Annotated in this window: 16 protein-coding genes; 9 read left to right on the forward strand and 7 right to left on the reverse strand. The window is 46.1% G+C overall.

Going from position 1 to position 17959, the window contains the following annotated elements; translation table 11 throughout:
- Positions 1 to 12: 12 nt before the first annotated feature.
- Positions 13 to 345 (reverse strand): hypothetical protein, encoded by a 333-nt coding sequence (locus tag ICE90_RS08000; RefSeq protein ID WP_255533335.1) that lies wholly within the window; start codon positions 343 to 345, stop codon positions 13 to 15.
- Positions 346 to 526: 181 nt separating this feature from the next.
- Here ICE90_RS08000 and ICE90_RS08005 point away from each other — a divergent pair, with 181 nt between their 5' ends.
- From ICE90_RS08005 to ICE90_RS08025, 5 genes are all read left to right on the forward strand, one after another.
- A complete protein-coding gene (locus ICE90_RS08005; protein ID WP_216191877.1) occupies positions 527 to 2248 on the forward strand; it encodes a glycosyltransferase family 39 protein in 1722 nt (573 codons plus the stop codon).
- Entirely contained in the window at positions 2245 to 3483 is a 1239-nt protein-coding gene (locus ICE90_RS08010) for an exo-alpha-sialidase (protein ID WP_216191879.1), read from the forward strand. Before ICE90_RS08005 ends, ICE90_RS08010 begins: the two co-directional genes overlap by 4 nt.
- 8 nt (positions 3484 to 3491) lie before the next feature.
- Positions 3492 to 4094, forward strand: a complete 603-nt coding sequence (locus tag ICE90_RS08015; RefSeq protein ID WP_255533336.1) for a hypothetical protein — start codon at positions 3492 to 3494, stop codon at positions 4092 to 4094.
- A 75-nt stretch (positions 4095 to 4169) separates the two neighbouring features.
- Positions 4170 to 5441, forward strand: a complete 1272-nt coding sequence (locus ICE90_RS08020; protein ID WP_216191882.1) for a DUF3300 domain-containing protein — start codon at positions 4170 to 4172, stop codon at positions 5439 to 5441.
- Between the two features lie 21 nt (positions 5442 to 5462).
- The gene (locus ICE90_RS08025; RefSeq protein ID WP_216191884.1) at positions 5463 to 5831 is read left to right on the forward strand and encodes a Rap1a/Tai family immunity protein; all 369 of its coding nucleotides are present in this window, start codon (positions 5463 to 5465) and stop codon (positions 5829 to 5831) included.
- A 60-nt stretch (positions 5832 to 5891) separates the two neighbouring features.
- Here the strand turns inward: ICE90_RS08025 and ICE90_RS08030 are convergent, their stop codons facing one another.
- The 6 genes from ICE90_RS08030 to fabI form a co-directional block, all read right to left on the reverse strand.
- Positions 5892 to 6881, reverse strand: coding sequence for a tripartite tricarboxylate transporter substrate binding protein BugD (locus ICE90_RS08030; protein WP_215320145.1), 990 nt, complete (start codon positions 6879 to 6881; stop codon positions 5892 to 5894).
- 94 nt (positions 6882 to 6975) lie between these two features.
- Positions 6976 to 7821 carry a CoA ester lyase gene (locus ICE90_RS08035; protein ID WP_216191886.1) on the reverse strand — a complete coding sequence of 282 codons (846 nt, stop codon included), beginning with the start codon at positions 7819 to 7821 and terminating at the stop codon, positions 6976 to 6978.
- Between the two features lie 39 nt (positions 7822 to 7860).
- On the reverse strand, positions 7861 to 9237 hold the full coding sequence (locus tag ICE90_RS08040; protein WP_216191888.1) for an MmgE/PrpD family protein: 1377 nt from the start codon (positions 9235 to 9237) through the stop codon (positions 7861 to 7863).
- A gap of 18 nt (positions 9238 to 9255) precedes the next feature.
- Complete coding sequence (locus tag ICE90_RS08045) at positions 9256 to 10140, reverse strand: MaoC family dehydratase N-terminal domain-containing protein (protein WP_216191891.1); 885 nt, start codon at positions 10138 to 10140, stop codon at positions 9256 to 9258.
- A gap of 22 nt (positions 10141 to 10162) precedes the next feature.
- Positions 10163 to 11491, reverse strand: coding sequence for a chromate efflux transporter (chrA, locus tag ICE90_RS08050; RefSeq protein WP_216191893.1), 1329 nt, complete (start codon positions 11489 to 11491; stop codon positions 10163 to 10165).
- Positions 11488 to 12273, reverse strand: coding sequence for an enoyl-ACP reductase FabI (fabI, locus tag ICE90_RS08055; RefSeq protein ID WP_072583474.1), 786 nt, complete (start codon positions 12271 to 12273; stop codon positions 11488 to 11490). The genes chrA and fabI overlap by 4 nt, the downstream gene beginning before the upstream one ends.
- Positions 12274 to 12323: 50 nt before the next feature.
- Between fabI and ICE90_RS08060 the strand changes: the two genes are divergently transcribed.
- Genes ICE90_RS08060 through ICE90_RS08075 form a run of 4 tightly spaced genes read left to right on the forward strand, consistent with a single transcriptional unit; the run spans position 12324 to position 17924 of the window.
- The gene (locus ICE90_RS08060) at positions 12324 to 14192 is read left to right on the forward strand and encodes an extracellular solute-binding protein (RefSeq protein ID WP_216191896.1); all 1869 of its coding nucleotides are present in this window, start codon (positions 12324 to 12326) and stop codon (positions 14190 to 14192) included.
- 11 nt (positions 14193 to 14203) lie between these two features.
- Positions 14204 to 15268 (forward strand): microcin C ABC transporter permease YejB, encoded by a 1065-nt coding sequence (locus ICE90_RS08065; RefSeq protein WP_215322324.1) that lies wholly within the window; start codon positions 14204 to 14206, stop codon positions 15266 to 15268.
- A complete protein-coding gene (locus tag ICE90_RS08070) occupies positions 15265 to 16290 on the forward strand; it encodes an ABC transporter permease (RefSeq protein WP_215320132.1) in 1026 nt (341 codons plus the stop codon). The genes ICE90_RS08065 and ICE90_RS08070 overlap by 4 nt, the downstream gene beginning before the upstream one ends.
- Positions 16287 to 17924 carry an ABC transporter ATP-binding protein gene (locus tag ICE90_RS08075; protein ID WP_216191898.1) on the forward strand — a complete coding sequence of 546 codons (1638 nt, stop codon included), beginning with the start codon at positions 16287 to 16289 and terminating at the stop codon, positions 17922 to 17924. The genes ICE90_RS08070 and ICE90_RS08075 overlap by 4 nt, the downstream gene beginning before the upstream one ends.
- The last annotated feature ends 35 nt before the right edge of the window (positions 17925 to 17959 follow it).

Genomic DNA, 17959 nt, shown 5'->3' on the forward strand with positions numbered 1-17959 from the left:
TGGGCTTCCTTATTAGTTCTTGCCAAGTTGATTGGCAATGGTATTGAGCTGTTCTTCGGTATAGCCCTTGGTCAGCTGCGGCATGATAGTGCCTTCTAATGAGCCAGATTTATAAGCCATCAATTTTTCTAATATTTGTGTATGAGTGAGATTGTTGATGAGTGGGATGTTGCTATCAATAACACCGTTTCCTTCAGTGCCATGACAATTGGCGCAGGTTGCTGCAAGGCTGCGTTTATATAAATTGCTTGCATCTGGATTTTGCGCTAAAGAAAGACTGCTCCATAGCCACAATCCAATGTATGTCGATACTACGATTGCGGGTCTTGAAAACAGTGCTCGCATGCGGTTTTTCTCCATTCAAATTATTTTTTTTGACTCATAGGTTTATTGCTTTATGAGTATCTTAATCAAGAAATCCTTAAAAAGTAGCGCTTACCTCAGATTCATTTTTCATAAGCTCATTCGAAAATACGGGCCTGATGTGTTTTGTTGGAATTTTCTATAAGCCCTATAAACTACGGGTATGAGAATTTCATTTTCTTACCGTTCCGCCTTATTGATACTCCTTTTAGGTGTATTTACCTACCTTTATGGTTTGGATAGCCGATTTGCACCAAAAAACGGTGATGAGTACCCCTATATGCATATTGTGCGTATGACGGCGGAGTCGAGCCAATGGCTGCCGTTGCGGTCTGAAATGGATGGCATCAAAAATACCAAGCCACCACTGATATTTTGGCAAGGTATTGCTAGTACGAATTGGGCAAGTGAATGGAGTTTGGCAAATTTGCGTTGGCCCAGTGTTCTATATACCGGACTCACAGCATTTTTCTTATTTTTAGCAGTCCAACGTTTCAGTGGAAAAACGCAAACTGGAATATTGGCAGCATTAGTTTGGCTCTCCTTTTTTGCAACCTATCGCTATGGTCGACCATTCTTAGCAGATCCTCCGGAAGTATTTTGGATATCGCTACCATTTATGGCGATTTTGTATTGGGGTAAAAGTGCATTTGAATCTAAATTCTTTTTCCCATTGATGGCGGGGGTTTGTTTTGGCTTTGCACTATTTGCAAAATCTTTTGCCTACATCTTTCCTGCTACTTTTGCTTTGGGGCTGTATTACTGGCGCTGGCGGCAGTGGAGTATTCCTCAGGTACTTATCCGCGACCTATATAAGTTAATCCTGATCGCTGTACTTGCCCTGGGCGTATTTGCCTTGTGGTTTGCCATGGACCCTTATCCAGAAGCTGTTTGGAAAGAGTTTGTACTGGGCGAGAATGCCGGTAAGTTTGCTGCACGCCGGTCTAGTTATTTCATGGATTTGCTGCGCGGTGGCGACAGTATTTGGCTTTTAATTTTGACGACGATTACTAATGCTGGCTTATTTAGCTTTGTGTTGATATCGAGCTTGATGCAATGCTGGCGTGCACGTCGCTTTCTGAATTTAGAAGAGGTTCTATTGCTGCTGTTGATAGCAGCGTTCTTCATTGTATTCAGTCTACCTAGTCAGCGTTCAGGTCGCTACCTTTTACCAGTGATGCCAGCCTTTGCGGTGCTAATTGCCTTATATTGGGATAAGTTGCCTTTATGGGGCTTTCGCATTGCTTTGCTTTTGCAATTACTGGTGTTATCGCTCTTGCTATGGATTGGTATCAACCTTCAGTTCTCACAATTTATGGGTGATGCTGGCGCATGGACATACTCCTATTGTCATTGGATCCTCATGGCATCAGGAATACTGCTGGTCTTGCTGGGTTTACTGAATCAACGTTTTACCAAAACCATTTCTTTGGCAGCCTGCTTTTTGGTTTATTGCGGGCTGACTAGTAGTCTTGCTCCATTAGAAGGGCGCTTAGGGCGCTACTCGGCAGAAACGATTACTCAGTTGCAAGGCAAGGATGTTTGGATTCCTTGTGACTATCGAGCCAAGGATGAGGAGTATCGATTATTGCTACCGGGTGCAAAGCTGCATGGTTATTTGGCTAAGGATGCTGCTGAAGTCGCAACCCTTACCTCTACCTATCCCCTGGTAGCAGTGCATACCCCGTTAGGTTCTCTGCCAGCAATCTGTGAGTCTTGTCAGATTGTTGGGCAAAGAATGGAGATGAGGGCACGTCACTCAAACGAAGAAATTCAGGAGATGATGATGGGGAAAATTGGCAAGCATTTATTCGTTAATGAATACCTGATCTCTACACCGGTAGCAAACCCAGATTTATCGAACTTAAAGGATGTTTGTAGATGAGTCGTGTCATTGCCCTTTGTTTTTTGTTGCTTGCTGCAGTGATTGGCTTTCTGCACATTGATAGTCGCCCAGTATGGGCGCCATTTGCGACTCCTTCTTTCCGGGTAGATGAAGTTCTGGATGAGACTGCAGTAACGAAGACAAAAAGTCCCATCAAGATCAACATCCCCGCGCCTCAATCACATTGGCTTCCTGATACTGGTGCTGCCTCAGTCCATGCAGCTTCAATGATTGCCCTCAAGGATGGTGAAGTGAGAGCGTTTTGGTTTGCCGGTAGTCGCGAAGGTGCTGCTGATGTATCGATCTATAGCTCCGTATATGACCCGAAGTCTTCTAGCTGGAGTGCGCCCACTGTTGTGATAGATCGCATTAGCGCAGAGAAGGGGCTTTCACGTTATATCGCTAAGTTAGGCAATCCTGTACCAGCCAGATTAGCTGATGGTCGTCTGCAATTGTTCTTCGTCACCGTCTCTATTGGCGGTTGGGCGGGCAGTTCAATTTCTGCCATAACTTCGAATGATGAAGGTTTGACATGGAGTAAGCCGCAACGCCTTATTAGCTCCCCGTTACTGAATTTAAGTACCCTCGTGAAATCCCCTAATGTGATGTTCGCTGATGACCTACTAGGCTTGCCTGCCTATCATGAATGGATAGGGCGTTTTGGCGAGTTTCTAAGAATAGAGGCAGGTCAAGTAATCGATAAACGTCGTATGAGCTCTGGGCGCGGTGCGATTCAGCCACTTGTATTTGTCAATGACACGCAAGATGCTAGCGCTTATTTTCGACAAACGCGCAGCTCAAGCCTACCAAAGCAAATTCCGGTCGCCCATACCCAAGATGCGGGTCAAACATGGCAACATTCAGAAGATTTGGCAATAGCAAATCCGAATTCTGCGGTTGCAGGACTCATGTTAAAAAATGGCGCTCGTATTTTGGTTTTAAATAATATTGAAAATGGGCGCTATCGCCTGGTCTTATTGATGAGCGATGTCAAATCTGGGCAGTGGCAAACCGTTGAAGTATTAGAGGATGATGAGACTTTACCTGAGGCTCAACGTAAAGAATTCTCATACCCTTACTTAATCACCGTAGACGGTGACGATGCGCATTTGGTTTACACCTGGGATCGTAAGAAAATTCGGCATCGTTATTTTTCTGGTGCTTGGCTAAGACAGGCCCATCAACAAATAAACAGCGCTGAAGCAGATCCGGCTCATCAGGAGGTGCAGCAATGAATCAGCTCATGCAAATCATAGCTTTGATTGAATTGTCTATTTCTTGTGCGGTAGTGGGTATTTGGATCTTGCAAAAGTTTTCTTCAAATCCTTTTCCATTTGCTATAAAAGTATTTTTAGTCCTTCTGATGGGAAATATTCTGTTTTGGCCATTTGGTATGAATTTACCCTTGGTGGCTTATGTACGCGGCTTGACTGGTGATCTGAGCATCGTGCTGACTTTATTGTTGTGGAGCTCATTGCTACCAGCCAATAAGCCTACGCCAATTGCTTTCAAATTTTCCGTGGCAATCATCTCCCTATGTTTTTATCCATTTGCCTTGGGCTTGGGAATGATCGACCCTTATGCATGGGGCTATGGATCCATAGCATTCTTAATTGGGGCCCTATTTTTTGCCCTAGTGTGTGGCTTGGCAGGCTGGACGAAGGGTATATGGATTATTGCTATCGCCATTCTGGCTTGGACAGTCCACTGGCATGAGTCGGCCAACCTTTGGGATTACTTGCTTGACCCATTCTTGGCTATTTGGGCTCTGTTTGCTCTTATAGGGGCCATCTATAGAAGGCGTAGAGATAAAGCTCGCTCTGGATACTTATTTAGACCGGGCTAATGCCCAAAGCATTGCAAAGTAGTAGAGTGGGTTAAATCTAGTGAGCTATTTATTTAGAACAATATTGAGGCGGATATGAAGCGGACAAGTCAAAAAACTATTCCTGCGCAGAATGCAAAAGTTGGATTGCTAACGCTGGCATCGATCGCTTTAGGATCTCTTCTGAATGGATGCGTTATGAATCCTGGACCGTATCAATCAAGTGGCTACTATTATCCTCAGGGTTATATGCAAAGTGGCGGATCTGGTAGTCCTGGCTATACCCAGGATTCAAGCTATAACGCAGGCCCACAAACTATTTCTTCAGAGCAATTGCAGTCCTTAGTTTCGCCAATAGCGCTATATCCCGACTCCTTGCTCTCGCTGATGCTTCTAGCCTCAACGTACCCCTTAGAAGTTGCTGAGGCCTATAACTGGCGCACTAGCAATGCTTCATTGAAGGGCGACGATCTACTAAATGCGCTCAAGGCACAAAGTTGGAACGACAGCGTGAAATCCTTAATATCGTTCCCAGAAGCATTCAATATGATGGGCAGCAAATTACAGTGGACCCAGAATCTTGGCAATGCTTATAAGCTCCAGGCTGCTGACACAATGCAAGCGGTTCAAATCCTTAGAAAAATGGCTATCAAAGCTGGTAACCTTAAGTCTAATAGGCAAATTACTGTCACTACCGATGCGGGTGGTAACGTCTTGATTAGCCCGGCTAATACAAAAGTGGTTTACGTTCCAAGTTATAGTCCAACAGTTGTTTATGGATCATGGCCCTATCCAGAGTACCCACCATATCCTGTCTATGACCCTGCTTGGGGTCTGATGACTTTTGGCCTAGGCTTTGCGATCGGAGATGCTTTCTGGTCATCCCCCAATTGGAACAATGGCACGATTAATTCCACAACAATTAATGCCTCAGGGCGTGTACCTTCTCGGGCAATTATCGGACCAGCAAACATTGCTAACCAACAGCGCTTACTAAACGATTGGAAAAATAACGCCACTCCAGGCGAGAGGCAGGCGGCCAGAATGGATGGTCAACGCGCTAACAATGCTTTTCAGAAAGATGCAACTCCTGAAGAAAGAAATCAAGCAGCACGTTTAAATCAAGAAGCACGCAATGATGCCCAGATGGATAGATCTAATCCCAATATCTATCGCGAGGCCGCTCAAGAAAACGCTTTGCGAGATCAAGCCCGCTTTGATGGCAATCAAGATCGCTCACGTAGCTTTGATAACGGTGGGCGAGATGGTGGATTTGGCGGTGGCCATATGGGTGGGTTTGGTGGTGGCGGTGGTGGCGGCCACATGAGTGGATTTGGCGGTGGCCACATGAGCGGTTTTAGGCGTTAACCTTTATTGAGAGAAAGAATCATGAAAACATTCATAGCAACATTCGTAGTTATTGCATCCATCCTGTCCTTTGCCCCAACTGCATTTGCGCAGAAGGATCTCCCAGCAGATGATGCTAGTACTGCTGCATTTGTTGAGCTCTGTAAAAATCCTGATGATGAGCAAGGCCGCAGTTTTTGTTTTGGCTTTGGCGAAGGAGTGTATCAGGGATACTTAGCGAATCGTCGTCCAGACGCCAAGCCAGCCATTTGCTTTGCAAATAAGAGCGAGACTCGTAATGAGGTCTTGCAAAAGTTCCTGGCGTGGTCCAAGACAAACCCTCAGTTTAATAAAGAGAAAGCAGCTAAAACTTTAGTGCGTTTCTTTACTGATAATTACCCCTGTAAATAAGAACTCAGCACAATAAAAAAGCCAGCGAGATGCTGGCTTTTTTATTTCTAAGGTAAGCCCTTAATCCGCATAGGCTCCAGCCTTGCGAATTACAGGACCCCATTTATTAATCTCAGCCTCAAGATGTTCTTGCAAGCCTTTTGGAGTTCTCTTGGCTGGTGAAACAATTTCAATATTGGACTCTGCTAAACGAGCCTTTACTTCAGGGTCATTCAAAGCAACGTTAAGCGCCTTATTGATTTTAGCGACGACTGCAGGAGGCGTGCCTTTAGAGACATACATACCATGCCAAACTTTGACATCAAAGCCTTTAAGGCCTTGCTCATCCAAGGTAGGGATATTTGGTAAGGCTGGCAGGCGTTTTGGTGTGGTAACACCATAGGCTTTTACTAAACCATCTTTAATATAGGGAACAGTCTGTGTGGTCTGATCGCAGAGTAGGTCAACCTGGCCGCCAAGCAAATCGGTTAATGCAGGGCCAGTTCCTTTGTAGGGAACGGTTGTTAATTCCACGCCTTCGCGCGACATAAATAAAAGGCCACATAACTGAGATACCGCACCAGGACCAGCGTTTGCCAGCGTCACTTTATCCTTATTGGCCTTGATGTAAGCCTCTAATTCTTTAAAGTTGTTTGGTGGGAAGTTCTTGCGACCCAAAAGTACCATTGGTACATCCACGACTTGGCCGATGTATTCAAAGTCCTTCATTGGATCAAAGTTCAATTTTTTATACAAAGCCGGTGCGGTAGCCATACCCATGTGATGAATGAAAATCATATAACCATCTGGAGCGGAGCGCGCAACACGGGTGGCTGCAATGGTGCCACCAGCACCAACAGTGTTTTCAACAATAACGGTTTGGCCCAATTCTTTACCCATCGGCACGGCAATCAGACGAGCAACAGCGTCTGTAGGTCCGCCAGCAGCAAACGGCACAACCAATGTGACGGGCTTATTTGGATAGGGATCTGCGGCTAACGCATTACCTGCAATAAATCCTAGGGTAGCGATTGCACAGAAACCGGCAAATAGTGATTTACGTAATTTCATTTTTGTCTCTAGTAGTAGTTATAAAAATTATATGAGTGCAAAACAACTCAGAGTTATTTTGCCAGTTTTGCAACTCTTTAGACAGAGGAAACTCTTAGTGTTTACCAGCAATAGCCAGGGTTCTTTTAGCCAGCAACACAACTGGGCGATCTATCATGCGGCCATCGAGCTTTACTGCACTGCCCTTGGAGGTCATATCTGCCTCAATAACCCGTTGGGCCCAGGCCAGATCTTCTTCAGTTGGGATAAATGCCTTGATGACGATAGCCACTTGTTTTGGGTGAATACAGAGTTTTCCACCAAAACCCATACGTTTTGCACGCTCTGCGTCATCGGTAATGCGCTCAATGTCGTCAGTGGATGGTGTAACTCCATCAATAGGAGGGGCAATCTGTGCAAGTCGTGATGCTAAAACGATCTGGAAACGTGCTGTTTGCAATTCCGTTTCTTGAAGATCACAGACCATGCCTAGATCCGCTTGTAGATCTAAATTACCCAAAGCAAGGCGAATCACCTGATTGGAGTTTGCAATTTCTTTTAGTTTATCCAGCCCAATTGCCGTTTCAATCATGGGAATAATTGCGGTATTAGGAAGTATGAGGGCGGCGCCATTAATTTGGTCGAGCGATTCACTCTTGGGAATTAATAGGCAGGCAACTTCAAGTTGTTGCGCAAGAATTAGGTCGGCCGAATAAAATTTACTACCAGGTGAATTTGTGCGAATGACTAGACGCTTCTTTTGCTCAGGGCTAAAGCTAGGCCATGCTGTACGAATGGCGTCACGTGCATTCTCTTTATCTTCCTCTGCAACGGCATCTTCTAGATCCAAGACAACGCCGCTAGCGCCACTATCGAGGGCTTTCATAAAACGTTCAGGATAAGTGCCCGGTACAAATAGAAAATTAGTGCTAAAGCCTAGCGGCGTATCAAGTGGGTTCATATCAACCTAAAAAAATAAGGGGGCGAATAGTAGATTTGCTTATGTGGACGGCAGTAGAAAGCTTATCTTGGCTTGTTTGCGGATATTCCACAAGAGATCAATTGCTTTGCTCATCTCTGTTGGGCTAGCACCCCCTCTAAATGCTGCTAAGCGCATTGCTTTATCGGTAATCTCTGCGCGAGATAGGGTATTACCAGGGTCGCCTTTAGGTTCATCCACCCGACCCTCCAGAATTTGCCCATTGTTCAAGTGAACTTTGACTTTGCCAATCCAACGTTGCGGATAGGCGCCATCTACCTCAGGATCTAGCGTCATCGAGACGCGCTCACGGAAGGCGCAGATTGCATCATCATGAAAGTGCCGATCAAATTCTTGTAAGCCAGCAAATTGGTAGTGTGCAACTAAAGCGAGCACCGTTCCCATAGAGAACTTGGACTGATGAATGGTAGTAGGGTCAGTTACTGGGCCTAATACATCAATAGCGCCTTGGTGAACCAAGGTTTCTACTTTCGCAATATCGCTAGGAGATAGTTTGTTTGCCAGCATGACTTGCAGTAGAGCGTCAGCAGCAGGGTGAGTGTGACGGCAGGAGGCGTAATACTTAAAGCTAGTTTCTGCTAAAGCCCAGCGGGTACCTAAACGATCAACCAATTTACTGGGGCGACTATCGCTTGACATGCCTGCCGCTAATCCCTGCTTGCCTTCCAGGATATGTTCAGCGCCTGTAAAGCCAGCTTGTGCAATATAGGCGGACATTAAGCCAGTGGAGGCCGCATGGGCCGTATGCAATTGTTTGGAATCTGCGGCATCACGCAGAAACTCCCAGAGGCCGGCTGACTGCGTGCCCGCTGAACCAAAGGCATGGAGCATTTGTTCTGAATTGAGTTTCAGTAGGCGACCAACTGCCGCAGCTGCAGCTAATGTGCCGGCCGTTCCAGTGGTATGAAACACTTTGTAATGAGAGCGACCTAAAAATTCACCAACCCGAATGCCTACCTCGTAGCCTGCTACTGCAGCAACTAATAAATCTTCACCAGATGCACCAATGGCTTGCGCACAAGCAAGTGCAGGTGGAAATACTACGGTGGCCGGATGAAAGACTGAGCCATTGTGGACGTCGTCTTGTTCTGCAACATGTGATGCTGCAGCATTAGCCATAGCCGCTAAAAAGGGGCTAGAAGTTTTGCGAGAAATTAAAACTTCAGAGGGGCCAGCGTGTGTTGCATTAAACCCACCCATATTTTGTGCAAACTGAGTAATGAGCTCCACTGGGCGCGAGCCTCTGCCAGCAATAGCGGAACCAAACCAATCGACTAATAGGTCTTCAGCACGGTTCATGACATTACTTGGAATGTCTGCAGCTTGTAAATTGGCCGCAAAGCTAGCTAGCTCACGAGAAAGGTGTTGAGTGGTCATCAGTAAACCTTCTTGTGATTAGGCTAGAACAGCAGTGGCTTGCATAGTGAGCCAACCTTCATGATCCTCTGCCCAAATGGAAATAGTTTTTCCACTCGGATCATTTTCTAGATCCGGCTTGGCATTGACTTTAAAGATATTGATATCAAAAGTAGGGCGTATCGCGCGGAACTCAAAACTCTTAAGCTTGCATCCTGGAATACTTTGACGCACTAAATCAACTAATAGAGTCGCAATCAAGGGGCCGTGAACAATGAGGCCTGGATAGCCCTCAACTTCAGTAACATATTTGCGATCATAGTGAATTCGATGGCCATTAAAAGTTAATGCTGAATAACGAAATAGAAGTACGTCATCAGGCGTAATTGCTTTGCTCCATTTAGCATCCGTCGGTGCGGCAGTAGGGGTAACAGGTTTATCGTCTGGCCCTGGCGCATCGCGATACACAATGTCATGCTCTTCAATAATCGCTAGACCGTTCTGGTTAGAGATTTTGTGATTGACCAATACGAAAATTAAGTCGCCTGTGCGACCTGCTTTATGGCTTACGGACTCAATCGTGGAAACGCGTTCAATCTCGTCGCCAACAGCAAGTGGTTTTAGCCATTCAATGCGGCTACCTGCCCACATACGACGAGGTAGTGGCACCGGCGGAAGAAAGCCACCACGTTTTGGATGACCATCAGGTCCGATTTCGGATTCGCGGGCGTGGGGCAGAAAATACAACCAGTGCCATAGCTCAGGTAAAAAAGTCCCCTTACTTGGTGCAGCATCATTGCGATCCAAAGTTGCGGATAGTGCTCGCACAGGGGCTGCTGTGACGGTGTCTTGGAGAGACTCGGTTTTACCAAGCCATTCTTGCAGGTGGGTGATAGTTTGAGATTCGATTCGCATAAGTTCCATTATGCCAATCTTGTGAAAAAACTCACCCTATCAAAATAGAGATGTAATAGAAGAGCAATCCAGCCAAGGCTGAACCGCCCAATACTGAAAGAACACCCTTTTGAAACTTAAATAAAGCCAAACCAGCTAAACCGCAGATCAAAATCGAGATCCAAGAGATAGATCCGCCAAAGCCTCTTGGTAAAAAGACGTGATAAGCAAAGAAGAGGCCTAGATTAGCGATGACGCCAACCACTGCTGCTGTGATTGCGGTTAGTGATGCTGTAAATCCTAGCTTGCCATGGGTTGACTCAATTAACGGACCGCCCACCAAGATAAAAAAGAAGGAGGGTAAAAAAGTAAACCAAGTAGCAACGCAAGCGCCTAGCACTCCAAACCAAAATGGGTTGCTGTTGCCAATCAGATATTGAATATGTCCTGCAAGGTAGCCAACAAAGGCTACCACCATGATCAGCGGGCCTGGCGTTGCTTCACCCAGCGCCAAACCATCAATCATTTGATTGGCGCTGAGCCAATGAAAGTGCTCGACTGCTCCTTGATATACATATGGAAGCACAGCATAAGCGCCACCAAAAGTCAGAAGGGCGGCTTTGGTAAAGAACCATGCGATATTTGGGTATAAGGTTTTCCAGCCAAAGATTGCTACTAGCGCACCAATAGGGGCTAGCCAGCAAGCAAGCGCAACACCACTATGGCGTATCGTTTTTGAATAAGTAAATTTGGCGTGCTCGGGAGTAGGGGTGTCGTCATCAATGATGGCGTTATCAAATTGTTTTGCTTCTTTCGTACTATGCCCACCAGCTTGTTGGAAATATTCTGGATAGCGTTTGCCACCCCAGTAACCGATTGCTGCCGCAATGAGCACGATGATGGGAAAAGCGAGATTCAGAATAAAGATGGCTAAAAAAGATCCAAGGGCGATCCATTGAAGTGCTTGGTTATGAATTGTGCGTTTACCAATTCGCACTGCAGCGTGCAATACGATCGCAGTCACTGCAGGCTTGATACCAAAAAAGATGGCTGCAATCCAAGGAACTTGTCCGAAGGTGAGGTATACCCATGACAAGCCAATCAAAATGAATAAGGAGGGCAACACAAAGAGCGTACCCGCTAGGATGCCGCCCCAGCTGCGGTGCATGAGCCAACCAATATAGGTTACTAGCTGTTGGGCCTCGGGCCCTGGTAATAGCATGCAGTAGTTCAGAGCATGCAAAAAGCGCCGCTCAGAAATCCAGCGACGCTTTTCAACTAACTCTTGGTGAAGAACGGCAATCTGTCCTGCGGGCCCACCAAAACTGATAAAGCCTAGCTTAGCCCAAAACTTCAGGGCCTCGCGCAGCGAAATACTCAAACTTCATCCATTCCGCCAACTACTTGACTAAAGCCGTTGTCAACGTAAATGATTTCAGCGGTGATGCCATTGGCTAAGTCAGACAATAAGAATGCAGCAGTATTGCCCACATCATCAATGGTCACATTACGACGCAGTGGGGCAGTTTCCTCAACCGCTTGCAAAATCTTGCCAAAACCTTTAATGCCAGAAGCCGCTAGAGTTTTAATTGGGCCAGCAGAGATGCCGTTAGCGCGAATGCCTTTAGGGCCAACTGAGCCAGCGAGGTAGCGAACGGATGCTTCAAGCGATGCTTTTGCTAAACCCATAGTGTTGTAGTTAGGAACATTCTTCATGGATCCTAAATAAGTTAATGTGAGCAATGAAGATTTATCACGCAACATTGGGAGTGCTTCTTTTGCCATTGCTGGGAAGCTGTAGGCAGAAATATCATGAGCAATCTTGAAGCCTTCACGAGAAAGACCTTCCAAAAAATCGCCAGCAATTGCTTCGCGTGGGGCAAAGCCAATCGCGTGTACAAAACCATCAAATTGGGGCCAGGATTTAGCTAAATCCTTAAAAAGGGCGCTGATTTGTTCGTCGCTGCCCACATCGCAGTCAAAAATCAGTTCGGTATTGAATTCTTTTGCAAAATCAACGATACGGTCCTTAAAGCGCTCACCTACATAGGTAAAGGCTAGTTCGGCACCTTCGCGGTGGCAGGCCTTGGCTATGCCATAGGCAATAGAGCGATTAGAGAGGAGGCCGGTAATGAGGATTTTTTTGCCGGTGAGAAAGCCCATGTTGTGTCCTTTACTTCAAATATGATTAGCTATCTACAATTGTTGCATATATGTCCACCTTAAAGCCCATTCGACAAATTGCCTATTTATTGCTGCTAGCCCTGCTAGCGGGGCTAGGGGCCAATATCGCTCTGGCAGGACAGGGGATTGCGCAATACGGCAAGCCTAAATATCCTGATGGATTTGCCCATTTTGATTACGTTAATCCCAATGCTCCCCGGGGTGGAACCCTGGTCTTGCCAAACCCGGGGCAAAGAACGAGCTTTGATAAATTTAATCCATTTACCCTGAGAGGTATCACTGCTCCCGGTATTGAATTGATGTTTGAGTCCTTGGCCGAAGGAAGTGCGGATGAGGTCTCTAGTATTTACGGTTTATTGGCAGACGATATTCAGGTGGCCAAAGATCACAAGTCGGTTACCTTCCATCTTCGATCAGAGGCAAAATTTTCAGATGGCAGTCCAGTCTTGGCTGCTGACGTTAAATATAGTTTTGATACCTTGATGAGTGGTAAAGCGCATCCGCGTTATAAAACTACTTTTGCGGATATTAAAGAAGCGGTTGTTTTGTCTGAACGATCCATCCGCTTCGACTTTAAGAATGACAATACTGAACTACCTATTTTGGCGGGGACATTTCCAGTGTTCTCACGGAACTGGGGTAAGCAAGCTGATGGAACGGTGATTCCATTTGAGAAGCTTGCCTTTGAAATGCCAGTCGGTAGTGGGCCTTACTTGATTGAATCTTTTAAAGCAGGTAAATCGATTGTTTATAAAAAGAACCCAAACTATTGGGCTGATCAACTCGGTAAACCATTAAATGTCCGCGTTGGCTTTTATAACTTTGATCGTGTTCTATATAAGCTCTATAGCGATGATGCTGTTAGGTTAGAAGCCTTTAAAGCAGGGGAGTTTGATGCTCTGGTTGAGTATCGCGCCAAGATATGGGCTAAAGGGTATGTTGGCTCTAAGTTTGATCAAGGTGTTCTCTTAAAGAAAGCATTCCTAAATCACAATGGCGCTGGCATGCAAGGTTTTGCCATGAATGTGCGACGTCCTATTTTTAAAGATGCGCGTGTGCGCGAAGCCTTAGGTTATGCGCTTGACTTTGAATGGCTTAATCGCCAAATATTTTTTGATCAGTACAGCCGTATCAATAGTTATTTCACCAACAGTGATTTGAGTGCCAACTTTGACGGCCCTCGCAAACCTACAGAGTTAGAGCTAAAGCTACTTAAGCCCTTAAAAGCAAAATACCCACAGTGGGTTCCGGATGCCGTCTTTGAGCCAATGCCTGCGGCGCCATCAACTAAGCCGCCCGGCAGCCTACGCCAGAACTTAAAGAAAGCCCGTGAGCTCCTTCTTCATGCCGGCTGGCAATATCGTGACGGTGCATTACGCAATGAAAAGGGTGAGCCATTTCGTTTTGAGATTGTGGAAGATGGCGGGTTCTTCTTGAGAGTGATTTCTGCTTATGTACGCAACTTAGAGAAGCTGGGAGTGGAGGTAGATATTAGGACTAGCGACTTTGCTTTGCATCAAAAGCGCATGAATGAATACGACTTTGATATGACCACCGTCAGATTTCAGGACTCCCAAAATCCAGGCAATGAACTCTGGGATCGCTTTGGCAGTCAGGCTGCTAAAGAAAAAGGCTCTGATAATGTGATTGGTGTGCAGTCTCCTGTGGTGGATGCTTTGATTGATGAAATTACCAGAGCACAAAATCGGGAACAGTTAAGAACCGCAACGAGAGCCCTAGACAGAGTTCTGTGGAATAGTTATTACGTTGTGCCGCAGTGGTATAACCCAACGCATCGTGTTGCCTTCCGCCACGAGATGCGTTATCCAGAACCTCCTTTGTATTACTCGGCCGAGACATGGATCATGCAAAATTGGTGGAAAGAAGAGGTCAAATAATGCAAGGTCAAATGCGCGCTTATATTTTTAAACGTTTGCTCTTGATGATTCCTACCATCTTGGGAGTATTAACGCTTACCTTCGCAGTAGTGCAATTTGTTCCTGGTGGTCCAGTAGAGCAAATGGTATTGGAACTAAAAGGGAAGGGTGGCGCTGCAACAGGCGGCTCCGAGTCCTCTGGGTCCGGATCAACCTATCGCGGCCGTCAAGGTGTGGATGCACAGCGCCTAGAGGAGGTGAAAGCGTTATATGGTTTCGATAAGCCACCACTTGAACGCTATTTCATGATGTTAGGCCGCTTTGCCAGATTCGACTTGGGTCAAAGCTATTACCAGCACGAAAGCGTTTGGACTTTAGTGGTCTCTAAGTTGCCGGTCTCGATCAGCATTGGACTATGGACCTTCTTCATCACGTATTTAGTTTCCATACCCTTGGGAATAGCTAAAGCAGTGCGCGATGGTTCACGTTTTGATGCCGTAACCAGCAGCATGATCTTGGTGGGTTATGCGATTCCTGGTTTTGTATTGGGTGTCTTATTGCTGGTGCTTTTTGGCGGAGGCAGTTTCTTGCAGTTATTCCCGCTACGAGGCCTCACTTCAGATAATTGGAGTGATCTGAGTTTGGTTGGCAAAGTCATGGATTACTTGTGGCATTTAGTGTTGCCGATTACCGCCTCTGTTTTGGGTAGTTTCGCCGTAGTCACGATGTTGACTAAGAACTCTTTTTTGGAAGAGATTCGTAAGCAGTATGTTTTGACTGCGCGCGCAAAGGGCCTTACTGAAAAGCAAGTGCTATGGAAGCATGTATTCCGTAACGCACTCTTGCCCTTAGTAACGGGTTTTCCGGCCGCATTTATCGGCGCATTCTTTACTGGCTCACTATTGATCGAAACACTATTCTCATTAGACGGACTCGGTTTGCTTTCGTACGAGTCTGTAATGCGTCGTGACTACCCAGTAGTTTTCGGCACTCTGTATTTATTCACTCTGATTGGCCTATTCACCAAGTTAATCTCTGATCTTTGCTATGTTTATGTAGACCCACGCATTCAGTTTGGTGCAGGAGGCGGCTCATGAGTCGTTGGCAGCGCTTCAAAAATAGTCGTATAGGGTATGTAAGCTTATGGATCTTCATGATCCTCTTTGGCTTATCGATGTGCGCTGAATTGATTGCGAATGATAAGCCTTTGGTGGTGCGCTATGAAGGCCATTTCTATTTTCCGATTGTGAAGAGTCAGCCAGAAACTGTTTTTGGTGGTGACTTTGCGACTCCAACTGATTTCTTAGATCCCGATATTCGTCAGAACATTACTAGTAATGGAAACTGGGCAATCTACCCGCCGATTCACTATAGCTATGAGACGCTCAATTATTTTTCACAAGTGCCTAATCCAGCACCACCATCATGGGAGAACTGGTTAGGGACCGATGATCGTGGGCGCGATGTTTTGGCTCGCCTGATCTATGGTTTTCGCTTATCTATTCTTTTTGGTCTTGCACTAACGATCGTTGGCGTGAGTGTGGGCATCATCACTGGATCCTTAATGGGCTTCTTTGGAGGAAAGTTTGACCTAGTCTCGCAGCGCCTGATAGAAATCTGGTCAGCTATGCCAGAGCTGTACTTGCTCATCATTTTTGCCTCAATCTTTAATCCCAGTGTTTCCCTACTGATTATTTTGTTAGCCGCTTTTGGTTGGATGGGCCTATCAGATTACGTCCGTGCAGAATTTTTCCGCAATCGCGCCCTGGAATATGTGCGTGCAGCAAGAGCATTGGGTTTAACCAATTTGCAAATCATGTGGCGTCACATTCTGCCTAATAGCTTGACACCAGTGATTACCTTTTTGCCATTTCGCATGAGTGCCGCCATTTTGTCGTTAACCAGCTTGGACTTTTTAGGCTTGGGTGTACCCCCAGGTACTCCAAGCTTGGGTGAACTACTCTCTCAAGGCAAAAGCAATCTTGATGCCTGGTGGATCTCTCTATCAACCTTTGTTGTCTTGGTCGCAACTCTGTTGCTATTAACTTTTATGGGTGAAGCATTGCGTAATGCTTTTGATTCTCGCAAGGCTGGCGTAATGAGCGGAGGTCGTTCATGAGTTTGCTTCGTTATGAAGATCTGTGTATTTCATTTGGAACGGGTCGTCGTGAAAAGTTTGCAGTCAATCATCTGGATTTAGAAATCGGCATTGGCGAGCGTGTGGCATTAGTTGGGGAATCTGGCTCAGGTAAGACGCTGACTGCATTGGCGCCATTACGTTTAGAGCCCGAGGGCGCCAAAGTCTCTGGAAAGATTTTGTGGAATAAAAAAGATGGGGAGGGTACGGTGGACTTGCTCTCGATGTCTATCCAAGATATTCGGGAGATTCGTGGTCGTGAGATTGCGATGGTGTTTCAGGAGCCGATGACGGCTCTGAACCCACTCTTTACTGTTGGTAATCAAATCATCGAGGCAGTACAAATCTATCAACCTTTGATTTCTAAGGCGGATTCGATTGATGCTGCAATTGATCTACTCAGAAAGACGGGCATTCCAGAGCCTGAACGCCGCTTTCATTCATATCCACATCAACTTTCGGGTGGCCAAAGGCAGCGCGCCATGATTGCGATGGCTTTGGCATGTAAGCCACGGCTACTGATTGCCGATGAGCCTACGACAGCTTTAGACGTGAGCTTGCGTTTGCAAATCTTGGATTTACTCAAAGAGCTCCAAGAAGAATCCAAAGATCATGGTGGCATGGGCATTCTGTTGATTACCCACGATCTCAATTTGGTGAAGCATTTTGCACAACGTGTAGCTGTCCTAAATCAAGGTAACTTGATGGAGGCTGGGCCAACCAAACAAGTGTTTGAGCGCCCAGAGGATCCTTATACGCGTGCCTTGGTCAATAGTGAGCCGGTACGCGATCTGGCACCTCTGATGCCATTAGCTCCGGTATTGTTGAAAACAGAGGGCCTCTCGGTTGCTTACCCGAGCGAAGAATCAGTCTCCTGGTTTAAAAAAGCGCCATCACATAAAGTATTGAAAAAAGTGAGCTTTGAACTAAAGCAAGGTCAGACCATTGGTGTGATTGGAGAGTCTGGCTCTGGCAAAACCACCCTAGGTATGGCTGTACTCGGCTTGCTAGGTGATTCAATGGCAGAAGTGAATGGCAATGTTGATGTGCTTGGTAGCGATTGGCAAAAACTCAAGCCTATTGAGCGACGTGCGATGCGTTCTAGCTTGCAGGTGATCTTTCAGGATCCCTTTGGCTCGCTGTCACCGCGCATGAACGTATTGCAGATTATTTCTGAGGGATTGGATGTGCATTTTCCGAAACTGTCTACTGCAGAACGTGAGACACGTTTAGTGGATATGCTCAAAGAGGTGGGCTTAGATCGTTCTGCGCTTCTGCGCTACCCACATGAATTTTCTGGAGGGCAGCGCCAGAGAATTGCGATTGCGCGTGCCTTAATTTTGCGCCCACAAATTTTGGTATTAGATGAGCCCACCTCGGCATTGGATGTCTCTATTCAAAAACAGGTACTTGCCTTGTTAACCGAGCTGCAAAAAAAGTACAACTTGGCGTATCTCATGATTAGTCACGATCTAGCAGTTATTAGAGCAATGTCTCACGAGGTGATGGTTCTCAAAGGGGGCAAGGTGGTGGAATTTGGTGATACCGAAACCCTGATTAAGTACCCTCGTCAGACCTATACGAAAGAGCTATTTGCTGCTGCAGAGCTGACTTAGATAGCAGATCAAAACCCCCTTGAATGGGCTAATTT

It is taken from the genome of Polynucleobacter sp. AP-RePozz3-80-G7 (assembly GCF_018882145.1).
Lineage (GTDB): Bacteria > Pseudomonadota > Gammaproteobacteria > Burkholderiales > Burkholderiaceae > Polynucleobacter.

Coding starts and splice junctions, on each gene's coding strand:
- ICE90_RS08020 (WP_216191882.1), top strand. CDS start 4,170: ATGAAGCGGACAAGTCAAAAAACTATTCCTGCGCAGAATGCAAAAGTT.
- ICE90_RS08005 (WP_216191877.1), top strand. CDS start 527: ATGAGAATTTCATTTTCTTACCGTTCCGCCTTATTGATACTCCTTTTA.
- ICE90_RS08070 (WP_215320132.1), top strand. CDS start 15,265: ATGAGTCGTTGGCAGCGCTTCAAAAATAGTCGTATAGGGTATGTAAGC.
- ICE90_RS08030 (WP_215320145.1), bottom strand. CDS start 6,881: ATGAAATTACGTAAATCACTATTTGCCGGTTTCTGTGCAATCGCTACC.
- ICE90_RS08010 (WP_216191879.1), top strand. CDS start 2,245: ATGAGTCGTGTCATTGCCCTTTGTTTTTTGTTGCTTGCTGCAGTGATT.
- ICE90_RS08065 (WP_215322324.1), top strand. CDS start 14,204: ATGCGCGCTTATATTTTTAAACGTTTGCTCTTGATGATTCCTACCATC.
- ICE90_RS08025 (WP_216191884.1), top strand. CDS start 5,463: ATGAAAACATTCATAGCAACATTCGTAGTTATTGCATCCATCCTGTCC.
- fabI (WP_072583474.1), bottom strand. CDS start 12,273: ATGGGCTTTCTCACCGGCAAAAAAATCCTCATTACCGGCCTCCTCTCT.
- ICE90_RS08000 (WP_255533335.1), bottom strand. CDS start 345: ATGCGAGCACTGTTTTCAAGACCCGCAATCGTAGTATCGACATACATT.
- ICE90_RS08060 (WP_216191896.1), top strand. CDS start 12,324: ATGTCCACCTTAAAGCCCATTCGACAAATTGCCTATTTATTGCTGCTA.
- ICE90_RS08035 (WP_216191886.1), bottom strand. CDS start 7,821: ATGAACCCACTTGATACGCCGCTAGGCTTTAGCACTAATTTTCTATTT.
- ICE90_RS08015 (WP_255533336.1), top strand. CDS start 3,492: ATGCAAATCATAGCTTTGATTGAATTGTCTATTTCTTGTGCGGTAGTG.
- ICE90_RS08075 (WP_216191898.1), top strand. CDS start 16,287: ATGAGTTTGCTTCGTTATGAAGATCTGTGTATTTCATTTGGAACGGGT.
- ICE90_RS08045 (WP_216191891.1), bottom strand. CDS start 10,140: ATGGAACTTATGCGAATCGAATCTCAAACTATCACCCACCTGCAAGAA.
- ICE90_RS08040 (WP_216191888.1), bottom strand. CDS start 9,237: ATGACCACTCAACACCTTTCTCGTGAGCTAGCTAGCTTTGCGGCCAAT.